The 17,107-nt window shown below is 68.7% G+C and carries 18 protein-coding genes; 11 read left to right on the plus strand and 7 right to left on the minus strand.

Annotated features, from left to right (window positions below):
• Nucleotides 1-20: 20 nt before the first annotated feature.
• Both AB0M24_RS13505 and AB0M24_RS13510 read left to right on the plus strand, forming a co-directional pair.
• A complete protein-coding gene (locus tag AB0M24_RS13505; RefSeq protein WP_363765618.1) occupies nucleotides 21-626 on the plus strand; it encodes a hypothetical protein in 606 nt (201 codons plus the stop codon).
• 22 nt (nucleotides 627-648) lie between these two features.
• Nucleotides 649-2,937: a GH92 family glycosyl hydrolase gene (locus tag AB0M24_RS13510; protein ID WP_363765621.1), complete on the plus strand. Its 2,289-nt coding sequence runs from the start codon at nucleotides 649-651 to the stop codon at nucleotides 2,935-2,937.
• Nucleotides 2,938-3,123: 186 nt separating this feature from the next.
• Here AB0M24_RS13510 and AB0M24_RS13515 read toward each other — a convergent pair whose 3' ends face one another.
• A complete protein-coding gene (locus tag AB0M24_RS13515) occupies nucleotides 3,124-4,308 on the minus strand; it encodes a DUF222 domain-containing protein (protein WP_363765624.1) in 1,185 nt (394 codons plus the stop codon).
• Between the two features lie 184 nt (nucleotides 4,309-4,492).
• Between AB0M24_RS13515 and AB0M24_RS13520 the strand changes: the two genes are divergently transcribed.
• Nucleotides 4,493-4,816, plus strand: coding sequence for a plasmid stabilization protein (locus AB0M24_RS13520; protein ID WP_363765627.1), 324 nt, complete (start codon nucleotides 4,493-4,495; stop codon nucleotides 4,814-4,816).
• Nucleotides 4,817-4,864: 48 nt separating this feature from the next.
• Complete coding sequence (locus tag AB0M24_RS13525) at nucleotides 4,865-5,422, plus strand: hemerythrin domain-containing protein (RefSeq protein ID WP_363765630.1); 558 nt, start codon at nucleotides 4,865-4,867, stop codon at nucleotides 5,420-5,422.
• A gap of 1 nt (nucleotide 5,423) precedes the next feature.
• Here AB0M24_RS13525 and AB0M24_RS13530 read toward each other — a convergent pair whose 3' ends face one another.
• Both AB0M24_RS13530 and AB0M24_RS13535 read right to left on the minus strand, forming a co-directional pair.
• Nucleotides 5,424-5,720 carry a YiaA/YiaB family inner membrane protein gene (locus tag AB0M24_RS13530; RefSeq protein ID WP_363765633.1) on the minus strand — a complete coding sequence of 99 codons (297 nt, stop codon included), beginning with the start codon at nucleotides 5,718-5,720 and terminating at the stop codon, nucleotides 5,424-5,426.
• Between the two features lie 44 nt (nucleotides 5,721-5,764).
• Nucleotides 5,765-6,979, minus strand: a complete 1,215-nt coding sequence (locus AB0M24_RS13535; RefSeq protein WP_363765636.1) for an MFS transporter — start codon at nucleotides 6,977-6,979, stop codon at nucleotides 5,765-5,767.
• A gap of 85 nt (nucleotides 6,980-7,064) precedes the next feature.
• Between AB0M24_RS13535 and AB0M24_RS13540 the strand changes: the two genes are divergently transcribed.
• From AB0M24_RS13540 to AB0M24_RS13565, 6 genes are read left to right on the plus strand one after another with little or no spacing between them, the layout of a single operon-like run.
• Complete coding sequence (locus tag AB0M24_RS13540) at nucleotides 7,065-8,039, plus strand: ABC transporter substrate-binding protein (protein WP_363765639.1); 975 nt, start codon at nucleotides 7,065-7,067, stop codon at nucleotides 8,037-8,039.
• Nucleotides 8,032-9,084, plus strand: coding sequence for an iron chelate uptake ABC transporter family permease subunit (locus AB0M24_RS13545; RefSeq protein ID WP_363765642.1), 1,053 nt, complete (start codon nucleotides 8,032-8,034; stop codon nucleotides 9,082-9,084). The genes AB0M24_RS13540 and AB0M24_RS13545 overlap by 8 nt, the downstream gene beginning before the upstream one ends.
• Nucleotides 9,081-9,836: an ABC transporter ATP-binding protein gene (locus AB0M24_RS13550; RefSeq protein ID WP_363765644.1), complete on the plus strand. Its 756-nt coding sequence runs from the start codon at nucleotides 9,081-9,083 to the stop codon at nucleotides 9,834-9,836. Before AB0M24_RS13545 ends, AB0M24_RS13550 begins: the two co-directional genes overlap by 4 nt.
• A 15-nt stretch (nucleotides 9,837-9,851) precedes the next feature.
• Nucleotides 9,852-10,634, plus strand: a complete 783-nt coding sequence (locus AB0M24_RS13555) for a DUF364 domain-containing protein (protein WP_363765646.1) — start codon at nucleotides 9,852-9,854, stop codon at nucleotides 10,632-10,634.
• Nucleotides 10,631-11,686 (plus strand): pyridoxal-phosphate dependent enzyme, encoded by a 1,056-nt coding sequence (locus AB0M24_RS13560; protein ID WP_363765648.1) that lies wholly within the window; start codon nucleotides 10,631-10,633, stop codon nucleotides 11,684-11,686. Before AB0M24_RS13555 ends, AB0M24_RS13560 begins: the two co-directional genes overlap by 4 nt.
• Before the next feature lie 29 nt (nucleotides 11,687-11,715).
• A complete protein-coding gene (locus tag AB0M24_RS13565; RefSeq protein WP_363765651.1) occupies nucleotides 11,716-12,567 on the plus strand; it encodes an NmrA/HSCARG family protein in 852 nt (283 codons plus the stop codon).
• A gap of 7 nt (nucleotides 12,568-12,574) precedes the next feature.
• Here AB0M24_RS13565 and AB0M24_RS13570 read toward each other — a convergent pair whose 3' ends face one another.
• The 4 genes from AB0M24_RS13570 to AB0M24_RS13585 all read right to left on the minus strand — a co-directional run bounded on the left by AB0M24_RS13570 (nucleotide 12,575) and on the right by AB0M24_RS13585 (nucleotide 15,997).
• Complete coding sequence (locus AB0M24_RS13570) at nucleotides 12,575-12,751, minus strand: DUF3040 domain-containing protein (protein ID WP_363765654.1); 177 nt, start codon at nucleotides 12,749-12,751, stop codon at nucleotides 12,575-12,577.
• Between the two features lie 29 nt (nucleotides 12,752-12,780).
• Entirely contained in the window at nucleotides 12,781-13,968 is a 1,188-nt protein-coding gene (locus AB0M24_RS13575) for an FAD-dependent monooxygenase (RefSeq protein ID WP_363765657.1), read from the minus strand.
• 230 nt (nucleotides 13,969-14,198) lie between these two features.
• Nucleotides 14,199-14,594, minus strand: coding sequence for a tRNA (N6-threonylcarbamoyladenosine(37)-N6)-methyltransferase TrmO (tsaA, locus tag AB0M24_RS13580; protein WP_363765660.1), 396 nt, complete (start codon nucleotides 14,592-14,594; stop codon nucleotides 14,199-14,201).
• Nucleotides 14,594-15,997, minus strand: a complete 1,404-nt coding sequence (locus tag AB0M24_RS13585; RefSeq protein ID WP_363765663.1) for a protein adenylyltransferase SelO — start codon at nucleotides 15,995-15,997, stop codon at nucleotides 14,594-14,596. Before AB0M24_RS13585 ends, tsaA begins: the two co-directional genes overlap by 1 nt.
• Before the next feature lie 129 nt (nucleotides 15,998-16,126).
• Here AB0M24_RS13585 and AB0M24_RS13590 point away from each other — a divergent pair, with 129 nt between their 5' ends.
• On the plus strand, nucleotides 16,127-17,041 hold the full coding sequence (locus tag AB0M24_RS13590) for a hypothetical protein (RefSeq protein ID WP_363765666.1): 915 nt from the start codon (nucleotides 16,127-16,129) through the stop codon (nucleotides 17,039-17,041).
• The last annotated feature ends 66 nt before the right edge of the window (nucleotides 17,042-17,107 follow it).

Here is a 17,107-nt window from a genome sequence, read left to right on the forward strand (position 1 = left end):
TTGCGAGTACGGTCCGCGAGATGCGCTTGAATTCGACGCTCGGCCGCATCGCCGTGATCGCGTGCGCGCTGTTCACGCTCGGCTCGACGACCACCGCGAACGCCTCGCACGGCGCGGAGTGCAGGACCCCGTCCATCGACCGGTTGCAGCAGTGGATCGCCAGTGGTGAGGGCGCCACCGAGCCCGCGACCGGCAGCATCCTCGCGCCTCGCGGCAGGCACGACTACACGGCGAAGATCAAGTTCCTGGCCGACGACTGGGCGGTCATGGTCGTGTGGCTGGGCAACAAGTTCGAGGCCGAGGCGAACCTGTCGCGCTCGCACGGTTTCTGGATGACCTACAGCGCGACCAACGACCTGTACGTCCAGCTGCGGCCGGCCTCGCACTGGTCAGGTGGCGACAAATGGGTCACCAAGATCCCGTCCACTCGGGGCAGGCTGGTGACGAAGTTCTTCAGCTTCAACCCTGACAAGTGGACAACTTTGCCGGAGCTGGGCAAGCCGTCCTACCCGCTCGCGGACGCGCTCGACGACGCCCGTGGCCTGGTGTTCGTCGGCAAGACGAAGAACGACCTGGAGTTCCGCGGACTCAAGATCGACGGATACCGGCCACCCTGCGTTTACTAGAAACCGGTTACTGTCCCGGGACGTGAGAGCGCTCCCGTTCGTAGTGGTCACTGTCCTCACCGCCGCGCTGGCGACTCCCGCGAGCGCGGCGCTGCGGGACGACACCTCGTCGGTCGACCCGCTGATCGGCTCGGCGGGCGGTGGCAACACGTATCCGGGGGCGGTGCGGCCGTTCGGGATGATCTCCTGGAGCCCGACGTCCACGCGGGGCGACCAGACGAACACGGGCGCTGCCAACGGCTACGCCTACGACGCTTTGCGGGTGCGAGGCTTCAGCCTCACGCACGTCAACGGCGCCGGCTGCCACCCCGGTGCGGCGGGTGACGTGCCGATCATGCCGCACGTCGGCGCGATCACGTCGTCGCCCACCGCGGACACCAAGGACCAGATCTACGCCAGCGACTTCTCGCACGCGGACGAGATCGCCGAGCCCGGCCGCTACCGGGTGGGCCTGAAGTCCGGTGCAACAGCTGATCTTTCGGTGACCACCCGTGCGGGCATCGGCGAGTTCGGCTTTCCGGCCGGACAGGGTTCGCTGCTGTTCCGCGCCTCGAACTCGCTCAACGGCAGCGAGGACGCCGAGATCACGATCGACCCTTCGACGAACACCGTCTCGGGCTCGGTGCTGACCGGCGCGTTCTGCGGCCGTCGCGCCAACGGTGGCACGAACAACCAGAAGACCTACTACCGCCTGTACTTCACGGCGAGCTTCGACCGGCCGATCACGTCTTTCGGGACGTGGGTCAACAGCGACCTCCGTCCGGGCACGACCACCGCGTCCGGTGGCGAGGGCTACCTGACCGGGAACAACCGCGCGGGCAAGGGTTCCGGCGGTTATGTGTCCTTTGCGGACACCAAGGTGACCACGCGCGTCGGCATCTCCTACACCAGCGCGGAAGCGGCTCGGCGCAACCTCGCGGCGGAGATCCCGCAGCGTGCTTCCGTCGCGGACGTCGCTCACGAAGCCCGCAAGGCCTGGGCGAAGCAACTGCGCGCGGTCGAGATCGACGGCGGGACGGCCGACGAGCGGAAGATCTTCTACACCGCGCTGTACCACTCGTTCCTGCAGCCGAACGTGGCCAGCGACGTCGACGGCACCTACCTCGGCAGCGACCGCAAGGTGCGAAGGCTCGCGGCGGGCCAGAAGGTGCAGTACGGCAACTTCTCCGGCTGGGACCAGTACCGCGCCCACACGCAACTCCTGGCCTTCCTCGAACCCCAGGTCGCCGGCGACTACGCCCAGTCGTTGCTCAACCTGGCGTTGCAGAACGGCGGCGTCTGGGACCGCTGGGTGCACGTCAACGGCCCGACGCACGTGATGACCGGCGACCCGTCCGCTCCGGCGATCGCGGGCATGTACGCCATGGGCGCCAGGAACTTCAACGTCAAGGCCGCGTACGACTCGTTGCTGCGCCAGGCGACCGTCCCGCACCCGGACGGCCTGTCCGACAAGGGCTGCCCCGGCCAGTGCGAGGGCCAGCGTCCGAACCTCGCCGAGTACCTCAGGCTCAACTACGCCCCGCAGGACACGTGCCACTGCTGGGGCGGCGCCGCCGAAACCCTCGAAGACGCCGTCGCGGACCAGGCACTCGCCGATCTGGCTCGCAGGTTGGGCCGTCCGTCGGAAGAGCTGCGGAAGCGCGCGGGCTGGTGGCGCAACACGTTCAACCCGTCGACCGGCTACCAGCAGGCGCGCAAGGCTGACGGATCGTGGGTGACCCCGTTCAACCCGGCGTCCGACCAGGGTTTCGCGCAGGGGAGCAGCGCCACCTACACGTGGATGGTACCGCACGACGTCCAAGGCCTCGCGGAAGCCATGGGCGGCAAGGACATCGCGGCCGCGCGGCTCGACGCGTTCTTCCACCGGGCGGACGGATCGTGGGCCACTGGCGGTGACGCGCTCCGGTACGACCCGACCAACGAGCCCGGCATCCACACGCCGTGGATCTACAACGAGCTCGGGAAGCCTCGCCAGACCCAGGAGACCGTGCGGGCGATGGCTCGGCTGGTCTACCGCACCGGGCCTGGTGGTCTGCCCGGTAACGATGATCTCGGGACGATGTCTGCCTGGTACGTGTTCGCTGCGCTGGGGTTGTACCCGCGGACGCCGAGCAGTGCTGAGCTGCATGTGTCGAGTCCGATGTTTCCTCGGGCGCGGATTGCTCAGCGCGGCATCACGGTGCTTGCTCCGGGTGCGCCGAACGTTTACGTGGACAGCGTTCGGTGGAACGGGCGGGAGCAGGGTTCGCCTTGGCTGCCGGAGGGTTTTGTGCAGCGGGGCGGGGTTCTTCGGGTGTCGCTGGGTTCCTGAGTTTCAGGGCACGGCTTCGCCGAACCAGCACATGCCCTCCTTCGTCGGGCGTGTGCTGGACCGAGTTTCTGTGGTCGCCCTGCGTGGGTGGTTGCGGGGCGTGGGCCGGTTGCGTGCGACGTCCACCGGTTGCGTAGGTGGTTGCCAGGGGCGGGTTGCGATGTCGAGATTTCCGTTGGGGGATGTTCAGAACGGCGGCAGGTCGCCCAGCACTGGCTCCGGTTCGCGGGTGTAGGTCTTCCCGGCCGGGCTGCGGAAGGTGAACTGTCCTGGTTTCTTCTGGGCTACTTCCCAGGTTGAGCGGTGTTTCACGCGGTGGTGGTAGCGGCAGAACGCACCGAGATTCGCTTCGGAGGTCGGGCCCTTCGGGAACGGGATCGTGTGGTCCAGATCCGATTCGTGCGAGGGACGCATGCAGCCCGGGAAGCGGCAGGTCCGGTCGCGGGTCCAGATGAACCTGCGTAGCGCTGCGGGTGGGCGGTAGGTGCTGGTGCCGAACTCCAAGGGTTCGCCTGACTTCGGGTCGGTGAGCAGGCGGCGCCAGGTCGCGTCGGCGGCCAGCTCGCGGGCCATCTCGGCGCTGATCGGGCCGTACCCGGCGAGTTCGCCGGGCTGTTCGGACAGGCCCATCAGCGTGGCGGCGGAGATGGTCACGTAGACCTCGGTCTTCACCGCGCTGGCGCCGTCGCGGGTCGCGAGGATCAGGTCGACCACCACGTCCGCGCGGATCTGGTCGAGCGTGCGCGGGTCCTTCGGGTTTCGGACCGCGCGGGCGATCGTGTCGACCCGCTCGAAGCACATGTGGGCCACGTCCGCCGGGAGATAGGCGAACAGGCGGGCCATGTCGTCTTCCAGCTTGTCGATACCCGTGCAACGCTCCGCCTTGCGGCGCTCCGCCCGGTCCTTGTGGCCCTCGGGGTCGACGCGCATCACGACGCGGTTGGTGAGTTGCCGCATCTGGGCGCCTGTCTGGTTCGGCGCCTTCACCAGCACGCGCGCTTCCACCTCGGCCGCGTGATCTGCGGACAGGGGCATGGTCTTGTCGTGCAGGACGCGGGCTTTGTAGAAGTCGATCTCACCCTTCTCCAGGGCGTCGACCGTCAGCGGCAGCCTCGTCACCATCTCCAGCGCCATGATGATCTGGTCGCTCGTCCACCGCGTGGTCCAGTGCATGGCAGCCGCGATCTCCGCCTCGAAGAACTCAACGCCCTCACACGCAATGGCATGGTCGGCGAGGACGTGCAGACACTGCGCCTGATGATAGGCAATCTGTTTCTGATGATAGGTGAGAGCATCGATGGCCTCGACTGCTTCCATGCCACCAATTCTATTCGAGATCATTTCCCAAAAAGACCAAAAGGTGTCACCCACTCAAGTGAACCTGCAGGTCAAGCCTCAAACCATATGCACCGTGTGCGTCTTTCTCTCTAGACGCAACGCAATCACTTGCGCAATCGGGCAGCAGAAATCCGGATCGCCCGGAATCGGGCCGTCCTACCCAGGTGTGAACCGTTCTGCCCGTGGGTATTCGCGGTACAGGAACCAGGAGGTCGTGATGCCAGCGGGATCGAACGCGAAACGTGAACGCCAGTACGAGCACATCAAGGACTCCGCGCGCAGCCGCGGCGCCTCGTCCAAGCGGGCCGAGGAGATCGCCGCCCGGACGGTGAACAAGAACCGCGCCCAGGCAGGCGAGTCCAGGACGGCGAGCAAATCGTCCATTGAGGACATGTCGCCGCAGAAGCGCGGTGGGCAGCGCTCGCACAGCGGTGCGAAAGGCCCGACGTACGACCAGCTCTACAACGAGGCCAAGAAGAAGAACATCAAGGGCCGTTCCACGATGACGAAGAAGGAGCTGGCCAACGCGCTCGGACGCTGACCTGTCCCACAACTCACTCGCCGTCCCAGGAACCCGTAGGAGGACTCCGTGCAGTACGACGTCGTCGACCTGATCATGCAGGACCACCGCGAGGTGGAGCGGCTGTGGGACGAACTCAAGAGCCATCCCGAAAAACGACCGCTGCTCACCCCAGTCCTGTGCGGGCTGCTCGTCGCCCACAGCCGCGCCGAGGAGTCCGAGGTCTACCCGGTCGCCATCGAGGAGGCCGGTGAGACCGACGAGGTCGAGCACAGCCAGGAGGAGCACGCCGAGGCCGAACAGCTGCTCGCGAAGCTGCTGGACTGCGACTGGGACTCCCCGAAGTACGACGAGGCGCTGAAGAAGGTCGTCGACGCCGTCTCCCACCACGTCGAGGAGGAGGAGAAGACCGTCCTGCCCGGCATGCGCACGCGTCTCAGTGCCGAACGTCGCTACCAGCTGGGCGAACGGTTCGCGGCCAGCCGGGCCGAGCACCTCGGCGAGCTGCCCGGTCAGGCCACCCGCGAGGAGCTCCTGACCCAGGCCCGCAACCTCGGACTCTCGAACGCCTCGACCATGGACAAGCAGCAGCTCAAGCGCGAGCTGCGCAAGGCCGCCTCCAAGTAGGTCAGGGCGCGTCGAGCTTGAAGGGGTCGTGCTCGGTGAGCAGCTTGTCCAGCCGGGCTCTGTCGACCCGGCTGGAGATGTAGGTGTCCTCCTGCCGGTCCCTGATCACCTTGGCCAGCGTGAACGCCGACGTGACGCAGTAGAGCATCGCGATTCCCAGGAACGCGCGCACCCAGCCGTCGACGGGCAGGAACACGACTCCGATGCCGACGGCGGTCAGCGAGAGCCCGAACGACAGCACCGCCTGCAGGTAGAAGGCAGGGCTGGTCGGGGTGTGCGAGGGCGTGGAAGAACTCATGATCCTGAGAGTCCTGGGTCACACCCGGACTGTCATGAGTACTGCTACTCAAAACGTCCGAAGTTGCGCGACGACGGCACCAGTGCGGCGAGTGCGGGTGCGGCGAAGCAGACCAGTGCGCAGATGATCAGGACCGGCGCGGTGCCGAACGCCGTGATCGCGGGGGCGATGAGCGCCAGGCCTACGGGCGCCAGGCCGTACGACAGCAGGAAGTCCAAAGAGGACACGCGGGCCAGCTTCGACGGTTCGACCTCGCGCTGGGTCGCGGTGAACCACGGCACGTTGAACAGGTCGATGCCGAGGCCCGCCACCGCGTAGACGGCGATCACGACGAACGGGTGGACCGGCAGCAGCAAGGCCAGCGGGGCGAACCCGTAGAGCGCCAGGCCGAAGAGTCCGGTCCAGCCGGCGGCGCGCGGGCGCCAGCGGGCCATCAGGACGGCTCCGGCCAGTGCGCCGAGCGTGTAGGCGGTCAGGGCGCCCGCGAGCACGGCTTCCGTGCCGTAGCGGTCGCGGCTGACCAGGGGCAGGATCACGCCGGTCGCCGAGTAGCCGGTCGCGATGACTGCGGACAGGGCGCCCAGGCCCGCCAGGAACCACGGATGCCTGCGGGCCTCGCGCACGCCGTCGAGGAACTCGGTGACGAATCCCGTCCCGCTCGGGGCCGCCGACACCGTTCCCGAACCGGCCGGCGGCACCAGCGCCGCCACCAGCCACAGCGCGCCGATCCCCAACAGCAACCCTTGCGTGTTCACGAAAAGCGCGAGCAGTGCGGTCAGCCCCGGCGCGACCAGCGTCGTCACCCGGATCGACATGGTCATCGCCGCATTGGCCTCCTGCCGCTGATCAGTCTCCACGACCTCGGCCGTGAGCGCCGAGAACGCCGGACGGCACGCGCCCTGACCCGCACCCATCACCGCGGCCGCGACGGCAGCGATCACCAGCGAGTTGCCCACGAAGGCCGCGAGTACCGGCGCGGCCACCGCCGACGTCAGGCCCGACCAGAGCACGACCTGGCGGCGGGCGTACCGGTCGGCCAGCACGCCGCTGATCGGCACCGCGGCGAGGAAACCGGTGGTGCGCGCGGCGAGCAGGATGCCCAGCTCGACCGCGGTCAACGAGCGCGACAACACCGCCAGACCCAGCACGAACGGCAGGGCCCAGGTCGCGATGCCCGACGCGGTGGTCGCCGCCCAGAGGCGGAGGAACTGGGGGCTGCGCAGGACCGAGGGGCTGCTGCGCGCTGTGTCGTGAACCACGCACTTGACCTTTCGAGAGGCTTGATTTGAAAATGATTGTCGTTACAGTAACCGAGTCTGCTCGACTCGTTCACCGGAGGTCCCGATGTCTCACCCCGCCCGGCTCGGCCTGGCACTGGTCGCGGTTCTCGCCGCGGGCTGCGCCACCCCGGGAGGCGCCGAAGTACCACAAGCGCAAGTGGTGGTGGACAGCTGCGGCAAGAAGCTCAGCTTCTCCGGAACGCCGCGACGGGCGGTGGCGCTGGACCAGAACTCCACGGAAACGCTGCTGGCGCTGGGACTTCAGGACCGCATGGCCGGCACCGCCAACGTGAAGACCAAGGTGTCGCCCAAGTTCGCCGACGCCTACGCGAAGATCCCGGTGCTCTCGCCCAAGCTCCTCACGTCCGAACCGCTCCGCGCCGCGAACCCGGATGTCGTCGTGTCGGCGTACGGGGAGCTGTTCACGCCCGACCGCGCCGGCACGCGAGACGAGCTGGAATCCCTTGGTGTGCCGACGTTCGTGAGCGCGGTGAACTGCCCGGACGGCACGACGCCCGCGTTCGAGCGGCTGTTCCGCGACTACGAGAACCTCGGCAGGATCTTCGGCACCACCGAGAAGGCGGCCAAGCTCGTGGACGACCAGCGCAAGGTGCTGGCCGAAGTCCAGGCGGTGAAACGGGATCCGGTGAAGGTCGTCTGGGTCTACTCGGTCTTCAAGGGGGTCGTGTACGTGGCGGGCCGCGACGGCATGCCCAGCGAGGTGAGCAGGATCGCCGGTGCCACGAACGTCTTCGACGACCTCGGTCGGGAGTGGCCGGAGACGTCGTGGGAGGAGATCGCCCGCCGCGACCCCGACGTCATCGTGATCGGTGATCTGTCCGAACGCGGCATTGCCGGCGACAAGGCGAGCGAGAAGCTCGCGATGATGCGCGAGCACCCGGCGGTCTCGCAGCTGAAGGCCTTGCGGGACAACAAGGTGATCGAGCTGCCCGGCATCGAGATGGACCCGTCGGTGCGCACTGTGGACGCGCTGCGGGCGTTCGGCGCCGGGCTGGACGAGATCGCCGGCCGTGGCTGAGGCGGCCGTACTCGATGTCGTCCCCGCTGCTCCCGCTCGACGCGACAAGGGCGTGCTCCTGACTCTGCTGAGTCTCGCGGTTCTGATGGTCTCGCTCGTGCTCGCCGTCCGAACAGGAGTGGCCGCGAGTTGGCCAGAAATTGGCCGCTCTCTGGGCGTCCGCCTCGGGTTGCCGGTCGCCCCGCTGCCACGCCTGCTCGACTCGCTGATCTGGGACCTGCGCCTGCCGCGGGTGCTGCTCGCGGCACTGGTCGGCGCGGCGCTCGCGGTGTGCGGGGCAGCGTTGCAGAGCATCACGCGGAACTCGCTCGCCGACCCCTACCTGCTCGGAGTGTCTTCGGGAGCGTCGACAGGCGCGGTCGTCGTCGTGGTGCTCGGGTTCGCGGGGTCGCAGCTCGGGGTGACCGGTGGCGCGCTGATCGGTGCCCTGGTGTCGTTCGGGTTGTTGATGTGGCTGCTCAGGCGCACCGGGCTCGACTCGTCCCGGATCGTGCTGACCGGTGTGGTCGTGGGTCAGCTGTTCGCGGCGCTCACGTCGTTGATCCTGCTGTCGTCCGGTGACGCCGACAGCATCCGTGCCATCACCAACTGGCTGCTGGGCTCGCTCGCCTCGGCCCGTTGGGCGTCCGTGGTGGTGTGCTCGGTCGTCCTGGCCGTCGGCCTGCTCGTGGTGTGGTTGTGCTCGTCCGCACTCGACGGGTTCGCGTTCGGGTCCGACACCGCGTCGTCGCTCGGCATCGACGTCCGCGCCACGAGGGCTGTCCTCCTGGTGACCACGTCGGTGCTGACCGCCGTCGCGGTGGCCGCGGTGGGTGCCGTCGGGTTCGTCGGGCTGATCGTGCCGCACGGCGTCCGGTTCCTCGTCGGACCGTTGCACCGCAGGCTGTTGCCGCTCTCGGCGGTGGTCGGCGCGGTGTTCCTGGTCTGGACAGACGCGCTGACCCGCGTCGTGTTCGCTCCGCTGGAGGTGCCGGTCGGCGTGTTCACCGCGCTGCTCGGCGTGCCGCTCTTCCTGCTGGTGCTGCGCAGGAGGGGAGAGCTGTGAGGATCGCTGTCGAACATCTGAGCTGGGGCGTGCCGGGCAAGACGATCGTCAGGGACGTGTCGCTCAAGGTCGACGCGGGCGAGACGGTCGGGCTCATCGGGCCGAACGGTTCCGGCAAGTCGTCGCTGCTCAGGTGCATCGCGGGCCTGCGCACGCTCACCGCGGGAGCCGTTCGTTACGACGGCGTGGACATCGCGTCCTGGTCTGCTGAAGACCGCGCACGCAAGCTGGCGTTCGTCGAGCAGACCGCGGACACGGACAGCGATCTGCGCGTCGCCGACGTGGTGATGCTCGGCCGGACCGCGCACCGGTCGCGCTGGCGCGGCCCGGACACCGCCGACCACGCGATCGTCGCGGAAGCACTCGCGAGGCTCGATCTCGTGCAGTTGGCGGACCGGCCGTGGAAGCAGCTGTCCGGTGGCGAACGGCAACGTGCCCACCTGGCCCGTGCGTTGGCGCAACAGACGTCGGGGCTGCTGCTGGACGAGCCCACCAACCACCTGGACGTGCGCCACCAGCTCGACCTGATGGACCTGGCGAGCCGCACGCCGCAGACCGTCGTGGTGGCGTTGCACGACCTCGCGCTGGCCGCCCGCTACTGCGACCGGCTCGTCCTGATGCATGGCGGAACCGTCGTCGCCGATGGTGCCGCAGAAGAAGTGTTGACCGCGCCGCTGCTGCGCGAGGTGTTCGAAGTGGACGCCGAGATCGGGCGCGACAGCCTGGGCCACCTGGCCGTCGGCTATCGCTGAAGAAGGGGGAGATCAGTGCTGGACGACCTGATAACCGAGGTGCTGGCCGGGAAACACGGACCGGATCCGGCGGAAGTCCTTGCCACGAGTGTGTTCTGGGTGCATCACGGCACGCGGCTGGCCGGAAGTGACACCACCTACCGCAACCAGTACGTGCTGGCCCGCGTCGGCAAGGCTTTCGGTGCGTGCGCGTTCGCGGAAGGTGAAGCCGATCCGGCGGTGTGCGCGAACTACTCCGGAGCTCCCGTCGCACGCCTGCTCACCGAGGCACCGGCGCCGGTGCGGGTTGCCGCGCTCGACGCGTACCTGGGCAACGTCCGTCCACATGAGACCGCGGAACGCGTGGTGCTCCCGGCGGGAACGCCAGAAGAGCGCGCCGCGGCACGTGATGCGGCGGTGGCGGGGTTGCTCGACGTCGAACCCGGCGCCAAGGTCGCGTTGATCGGCGTGGTGAACCCGCTCGTCAAAGCCATCCGCGACCGGGGCGCCGAGTGCCTGCCGTGCGATCTGTCCCTGCGCACCACCCAGTGGGGCGACCCGGTCACGCCGGACATGCGGGACGTGCTCGGAGTCGCCGACGCGGTCGTGGCCACCGGCATGACGATCGGCAACGGCACGTTCGACGAGATCCTGCGCACCTGCCGCGAACGTGACATCCCGCTGATCGTCTACGCGCAGACCGCGAGCGCCGTCGCCCGCCACTTCCTCGGCGCCGGAGTCACCGCGCTGTCCGCGGAGCCGTTCCCGTTCTCGCAGTTCAGCGCCGACGACACAGCCCTGTTCTGCTACCGGACATGAGAGAAGACGTGGACAGTCACCTCGATGGGCACATCACCGACGCCCTCAGCCGCCCCGCCCTGGTGCGCCTCGACTCCCGCACCCTCTGCCTGCGCTTCGAGACCATGAAGGTCGCCTCGGCCCTCGAAGCCGTCCGCCACCTCCTCGAACGCGGCACGATCGCTCACGGCGACACGCTGGTCGACAGTTCCAGCGGCATCTACGCCCACGCGTTGGCGCTCGCGTGCCACCGCCACGGCCTGCACTGCCACATCATCGCCTCGACGACCGTGGATCGAACCCTGCGCACACAGCTGGAGATCCTCGGCGCCACCGTCGAGCCGATGCCGCCGTCCGCCAGCCTGAAGCTCGACCAGAGCCGCCGCGTCGCGCGGGTGCGAGAGATCCTGCGCGACCACCCGCGGCACCACTGGATGCGCCAGTACCACGACGACGTCCACTACCGCGGCTACCGCCCGATCGCCGACCTGGTCCGGTCCCATGTGGACTGTTCACGGCTCTCCGTCGTCGGCGGAGTCGGCACGGGCGCGTCGACGGGAGCGCTGACCACGTTCCTCCGCGAGACCGACCCGAGCGTGGAACTCGTTGGCGTGCAACCGTTCGACAGCGTCACGTTCGGCAGCGAGCACGTGCACGACCCGGAGATCATCATCGCCGGGATCGGCAGCTCCATCCCGTTCGGCAACGTCGAGCACACGCTCTACGACACCGTGCACTGGTTCGGGTTCGACGCGGCGCTCTCCGGCAGCGTGGCGCTCCTGCGCGAACACGCGATCTTCGCCGGACTGTCGGCGGGCGCGGCCTACCTGGCGGCGAGGTGGGAGCAGAAGCTCGATCCGGACCGTCACGTGGTGGTGCTGGCCCCGGACACCGGGCACCGATACGTGGACGCGGCCTACTCCAGGCACGCCGAGGCGCCGTCGCCGGACGAGTTGCGTCCGTTGCAGATCAACAGGTTGAAGGACATGGACCTGCCGTGGTCGCGGATGCACTGGAACCGCGCCGAAGCGCCACCACAGGCGGCCGTCGAGGCGATTCCGGTGGCGTCGTAACCGATCGGCCGCGCGTGCGATAACCAGGCATGGACGGGTTGGTCGCGGTGCTCGGCGCGACGGGTCGCCAGGGCGGCGCGGTCGCCCGGCACCTGCTCGCGGACGGCCGGCAGGTTCGGGCGCTCACCCGCGATCCGGCCTCCGCGAAGGCTCGGCGTCTCGCGGAGGCGGGGTGCCAGGTGATGCGCGCGGACATGAACGACGCCGGCACGTTGCGGGCAGCGTTCGCCGGTGCGCAGGGCGTGTTCAGCGTGCAGAACCCGATGATCTGCGGGCTGGACGCGGAGATCGCGCAGGGCCGCAACGTGGGAGATGCGGCGGCCGAAGCGGGTGTGCGCCACGTCGTCTACGGGTCGGCCGGTCTCGACCAGCCCGGTACCGGCGTCGGGTCGTGGGAGTCCAAGCTCGTCATCAAGGCCCATCTGCAGTCACGCGGTCTGCCGCTGACCGTGCTGCGGCCGATGGCGTTGATGGAACTGATGACGGACAAGGACTTCTACCCGCCGGTGTCGACGTGGCACCTGATGCCGAAGCTGATCGGCGGCGACCGCCCGTTGCTGTGGCTGTGCTCGGACGACTTCGGCGCCGTCGCGGCACGGGTGTTCGCCGAGCCGGACAGGTTCGTCGGCGAGGACCTCGCGCTGGTGTCCGACGTGCTCAGCCTCGACGCGTGCCGCGACCTCTACCGGGAGACGTTCGGGCATCGGCCGCGCCGGTTCCCGATGCCGATCTGGTTGTTCGAGCGGTTCGTCGGCGACGACCTGATCCACATGTGGCGATGGCTGCGCGAGAACCCGGTGGACGCCGATCCGGCGGTCACGCGGGCGATCGTGCCGTCCGCGCGGTCCGTCCGGGAGTGGCTCGGCTCGCGCGTTCGGTAGGCGCCGGTCAGAGCAGTACGACGACCGCCGCGGCGAGCAGCGCGCCGACGAGAGCGGCGACGAGCCAGGTGCGGGCTCGTCGCACGCGTGGCCCGGCGCTCAGGGCGCGGGCCAGATCGGGTTCGGTGGTGGAGAACCGTTGTTCGATCTCCAGCAGCCGCTGCTTTTCCTCACGACTGAGCACGCGCGCGGTGTACCCCGTGGCCGGCCTCGTCAAACGCGGGAGTCCGGAAGCCCGGCGTAGTCAGGCAGTTCGACGCCGTTCAGTGCGCGGTCGACGAGAGCCATGAGTGCCTCCATGTCGGGCTCCGGACCCGGTTCGGCGTCCGACTGGGGCACGGCACGGCTCTCCGCGTGCGAGCTGCCGATCTCCTGGTTGGCCTCGACGTACGGGCGCATCCGTGCCTCGAAGGCGGCGAACGCGGGCTCGGGGTCCCAGCCGGCCGCGGCCAGTTCTCCGGCCAGCAGGTAGGCGCCGACCAGGGCGAGTCCGGTGCCCTGACCGGACATCGGCGACGAGCTGAACGCCGCGTCGCCGAACACGCTCACGCGTCCCTTCGACCAGCTGTCCATCTTCACCTGGGCGACCTGGTCGAGGTAGAAGTCCGGGGTGTCGTCGGCGTGCTTGAGGATGCGCTGGGTCCACCAGCCCATGCCGTCCATCTGCTCGCGCAGCAGCCGCTTCTGGCCCTCGATGTCCCGGTAGTCGACGGTGAAGTCGGCCGCCGGGAACGTGAACATCGCCATCGCCTGGGTGGCGTCCTTGATGGGACGCACGCCGGCGGCGCGTGCGGTGGCCTTGTCCTGGTACTCGAACATCCAGCGGTCCAGCCCGAACTCGTTGGGCACGCTGTAGAAGGCGAGCACGAGCCCGAGGTGGCGGACGAACTGCTCGCGCGGCCCGAAGACCATCCCGCGCAGGGCCGAGTGCAGGCCGTCGGCGCCGATCACCAGGTCGAAGCGCCTGGCCGAGCCGCTCGCGAACGTCACGTCGACGCCGTCCGCGTCCTGCGTGAGCTCGGAGATGCGGTCGCCGAAGACGTACTCGACGCCGTCCTTGGTGTCGTCGTAGAGGATCTGGGACAGGTCTCCGCGCAGGATCTCGATGTCCGCGATGAACCCGTCACCGCCCGCGTCCTCGGCGCTGTAGGTCTCCACGACGTTGCCGTCGACGTCCACTGTGTACGCACCGGCGGTGTCGGTGCAGGCCGCGCGGATCGTCGCGTCCAGGCCCATCCGCCGGATGACTTCCTTGGTCACACCCCGCGCGTCGACCGCCTGGCCGCCGGGACGCAGCTCGGGAGAGCGCTCCACGACGGTCACCTCGGCTCCGCGCCTGTGCAGCCAGTGGGCCAGCGCGGGTCCCGCGATGCTCGCCCCTGCCACCAAGATCTTGTTCACGACGCCCCCTGCTCGTCTCCGATCAAGGTGCGAATCGTACAGAGATCTGCCGCCTGGGTGGGCTGACCAGGCGTTTTAGGTGAAATGTCCGCGATGCGACCTAGCTCGGGTCTGGCATCGGAGGGAGCGGATCCGGGTCGGGACCGGGCGGGCGCGGCTGGTCAGGACCTGGCCCCGGCATGGGTTCTGGTGGCGGTACGGGCTGAGTCATGTCCTTGGTGTACCCCGGTTCAGCGCTCCGTGCCCAGCAGCGGCTTCACATCGACGACGGGAGTGCCGTCGATCGCTTCCAGGTCCGCGACCTTCACGCGCTGACCGTCGACCTCGAGGATCCGCACGCGGTGCAGGCCGATCGGGTTCGGGCGGTCCGGCGAACGGGTCGAGAACACGCCGGTCTCCGGCCGTTCGGGATCACTGCGCGGGTGCACCGCCAGCACCGACCGGTCGGCTTTGTCGAGCCACGTCAGCACCAGCACGTCCTGTCCGATGGCGAGCTCGGCCATCGCGCGTGCGTACTCCGGCGCGAACACGATCCAGGCGTCCGGCGCGCCCTCGTCGCCCTGCTTGGGGGCGGCGGAGCGGTCGGTGAGCGGCGATTCGACGTGGCCGACGGGCTGCAGCTTCATCAGGTCCCGCAGAAGGTCTGGTAGTTGGTGGTGAAGTCCTGCGGCGCCGGCGTCGAGTAGTGCTCCAGCCCGGGACGTTCGCCGTAGGGCGAGGACACGGCGTCCAGGAGTCGTTCGAACGGGCCGAGGTCGCCGTCCGCTCCCGCCGCCAGCGCTTCCTCGACGAGGTGGTTGCGCGGGACGTAGACCGGGTTCACCCGGTCCATCGCGTCGGCGTCCGGGCCGAGCTCACGCCAGCGCGCGATCCAGGCGTCGATTCCGGCCAGGTCCAGGAACAGCGACCGGGCGGGCTCGGCGTCACCCCGTGCGGCCGCGGAGAGGCGCCAGAAGAACGTCGTGAAGTCGACGTGGTTCTCGTGCATGAGGGTGAGCAGGTCCTTCACGAGCGGCTTGATGTCCCCGGACACGCCCAGCTTGGCGTTCAGGCCGCCCATCCAAGCCTGTTCGAACTGCCCCTCGAACGTGCCGAGCACTTCGAGGGCGAGCTTCACGGCCGCGTCCTCGTCGTCGGAGAACAGCGGCAGCAGAGCCTCGGCGAGCCGGGCGAGGTTCCACTCGGCCACGATCGGCTGGTTGCCGAACGCGTAGCGGCCGCGGTGGTCGATGGAGCTGTAGACCGTCGTCGGGTCGTAGGCCTCCATGAACGCGCACGGGCCGTAGTCGATGGTCTCGCCGGAGATGGTCATGTTGTCGGTGTTCATCACGCCGTGGATGAAGCCGACGAGCATCCACCGGGCCACGAGCGACGCCTGCGCGGCCACCACCTGCTCGAACAGCTCCAGGTAGGTGCTGCCGGGGTAGTGGCGGGCGATGGCGTGGTCGGCGAGGCGGCGCAGCAGGTCGTGGTCGCCGGTGTTGCGGGCGTACTGGAAGCTGCCGACGCGCAGGTGCGACTTCGCGACACGGGTGAGGACGGCTCCGGCCAGGGGTTCCTCGCGCTGGACGGTCGCGCCGGTGCTGACCACGGCCAGCGAGCGGGTGGTCGGGATGCCCAGCGCGAACATCGCCTCGCTCAGCACGTACTCGCGCAGCATCGGGCCGACCGCGGCCAGACCGTCGCCGCCGCGGGCGAACGGGGTGCGGCCGGAGCCCTTGAGGTGCAGGTCGCGCAGCGTGCCGTCCTCGTGCTTCAGCTCGCCCAGCAGCAACGCGCGGCCGTCGCCGAGCCTGGGGGAGTAGCCGCCGAACTGGTGACCCGCGTACGCCTGGGCCACGCCGGGTGCCTCGTTGCCCACCAGGAACGGCAGTCCGTTGCTCCGCAGCCAGGCCGGGTCGAGGCCGAGCTCCTTCGCCAGCGGCTCGTTGAGGGCCAGCAGTTCCGGTTCTCGGACCGGAACTGCCTCCCAGGCGACGGCCATCTCCGGCACCGCGGTGGCGAACTCGCTGCTCAGGCTGATGCTCACGTTCACCGAGGATACCGGGTGGCTCCAAAAGCCCGTGTGATCGCGCTCTCACGTTGAACCGCCCCCGCGAGCCGCACGTGTTGGTGGCGGAACAGGTTGATGATCGTCCACTCAGGAATGAGAAACCCCATGCGTCGCAAGCAAGTTGGGATCGTTGCTGCCCTTTTCGCGGTCGGTGTCGTCGCTCTGACGGCCTGTGGCTCCACGCAGTCCGGCACCGCCGCTCCCGCCGCCCAGGAACAGGCCCAGGAGACCCCGGCGGCTTCGGCTGATCAGTCCGAAGTGGACTTCCTGCGCGGCTCGGCCAACTCCAACAAGGCCGACAAGAACACCGGCGACCGTGCACCGGCGGCCGCGGCGCCCGAGGTCAAGCTGAAGTGGGTGGAGCTTCGCGTTGCCAACGCGGGAGGTCTGGAGCCCGCGGTCGTGAACGGCGCCGGTCGCACCGTCTACTGGTTCAGCGACGACCCGGTGAACGGCGGAGTGTCCAACTGCAACGGTGACTGCGAGAAGACGTGGACGCCGATCACCGTCGCCAAGGGCACCAAGCTGTTCTTCCCCGGCATCAAGCGGGAGAACATCGGCTTCATCAAGCGGGCCGACGGCAAGACCACCCAGGTGACCATCGGCGGGCGTCCGATCTACCTGTTCACCAAGGACGAGAAGCCCGGTGACATCAAGGGCCAGAACGTCGGCAACAAGTGGTTCGTGATCAACCCCGAGGGCAAGCGCGCCACCGCTCCCGCCGAGGCGCCGACCACTTCACCCACTCCGGCTCCCGGCGCGAAGCCCGCGTCGTCCGTCACCTTCTTCAGCGGCAAGAACTTCGACGACTTCAGCGGCAGCAACTTCGCCACCGGCGTGAAGGTCGAGGCCAAGTGCAACGACCTGCGGGGCGGTTTCCCGTCGCTGACGACCGACGGCGCCGTGAAGATCTGGTCCGAGCCGGGCTGCAAGGGCAAGTCCGCGGTCGTGACCGACGACGTCGCCGACACCGCCTCCCTCGGCTTCCCCGAAGGAGTGAAGTCCTACATCCGCGCATGACGATCTACGCGTGAAAATGACCGCCAGAGCCACCCCGGCTCTGGCGGTTTTCGCGTATGGCTACGC

It is taken from the genome of Lentzea sp. NPDC051838 (assembly GCF_040681245.1).
In the GTDB taxonomy this organism is placed as follows: Bacteria; Actinomycetota; Actinomycetes; order Mycobacteriales; family Pseudonocardiaceae; genus Lentzea.

Coding starts and splice junctions, on each gene's coding strand:
- AB0M24_RS13505 (WP_363765618.1), top strand. CDS start 21: ATGCGCTTGAATTCGACGCTCGGCCGCATCGCCGTGATCGCGTGCGCG.
- AB0M24_RS13520 (WP_363765627.1), top strand. CDS start 4,493: ATGCCAGCGGGATCGAACGCGAAACGTGAACGCCAGTACGAGCACATC.
- AB0M24_RS13530 (WP_363765633.1), bottom strand. CDS start 5,720: ATGAGTTCTTCCACGCCCTCGCACACCCCGACCAGCCCTGCCTTCTAC.
- AB0M24_RS13540 (WP_363765639.1), top strand. CDS start 7,065: ATGTCTCACCCCGCCCGGCTCGGCCTGGCACTGGTCGCGGTTCTCGCC.
- AB0M24_RS13560 (WP_363765648.1), top strand. CDS start 10,631: ATGAGAGAAGACGTGGACAGTCACCTCGATGGGCACATCACCGACGCC.
- AB0M24_RS13565 (WP_363765651.1), top strand. CDS start 11,716: ATGGACGGGTTGGTCGCGGTGCTCGGCGCGACGGGTCGCCAGGGCGGC.
- tsaA (WP_363765660.1), bottom strand. CDS start 14,594: ATGAAGCTGCAGCCCGTCGGCCACGTCGAATCGCCGCTCACCGACCGC.
- AB0M24_RS13590 (WP_363765666.1), top strand. CDS start 16,127: ATGCGTCGCAAGCAAGTTGGGATCGTTGCTGCCCTTTTCGCGGTCGGT.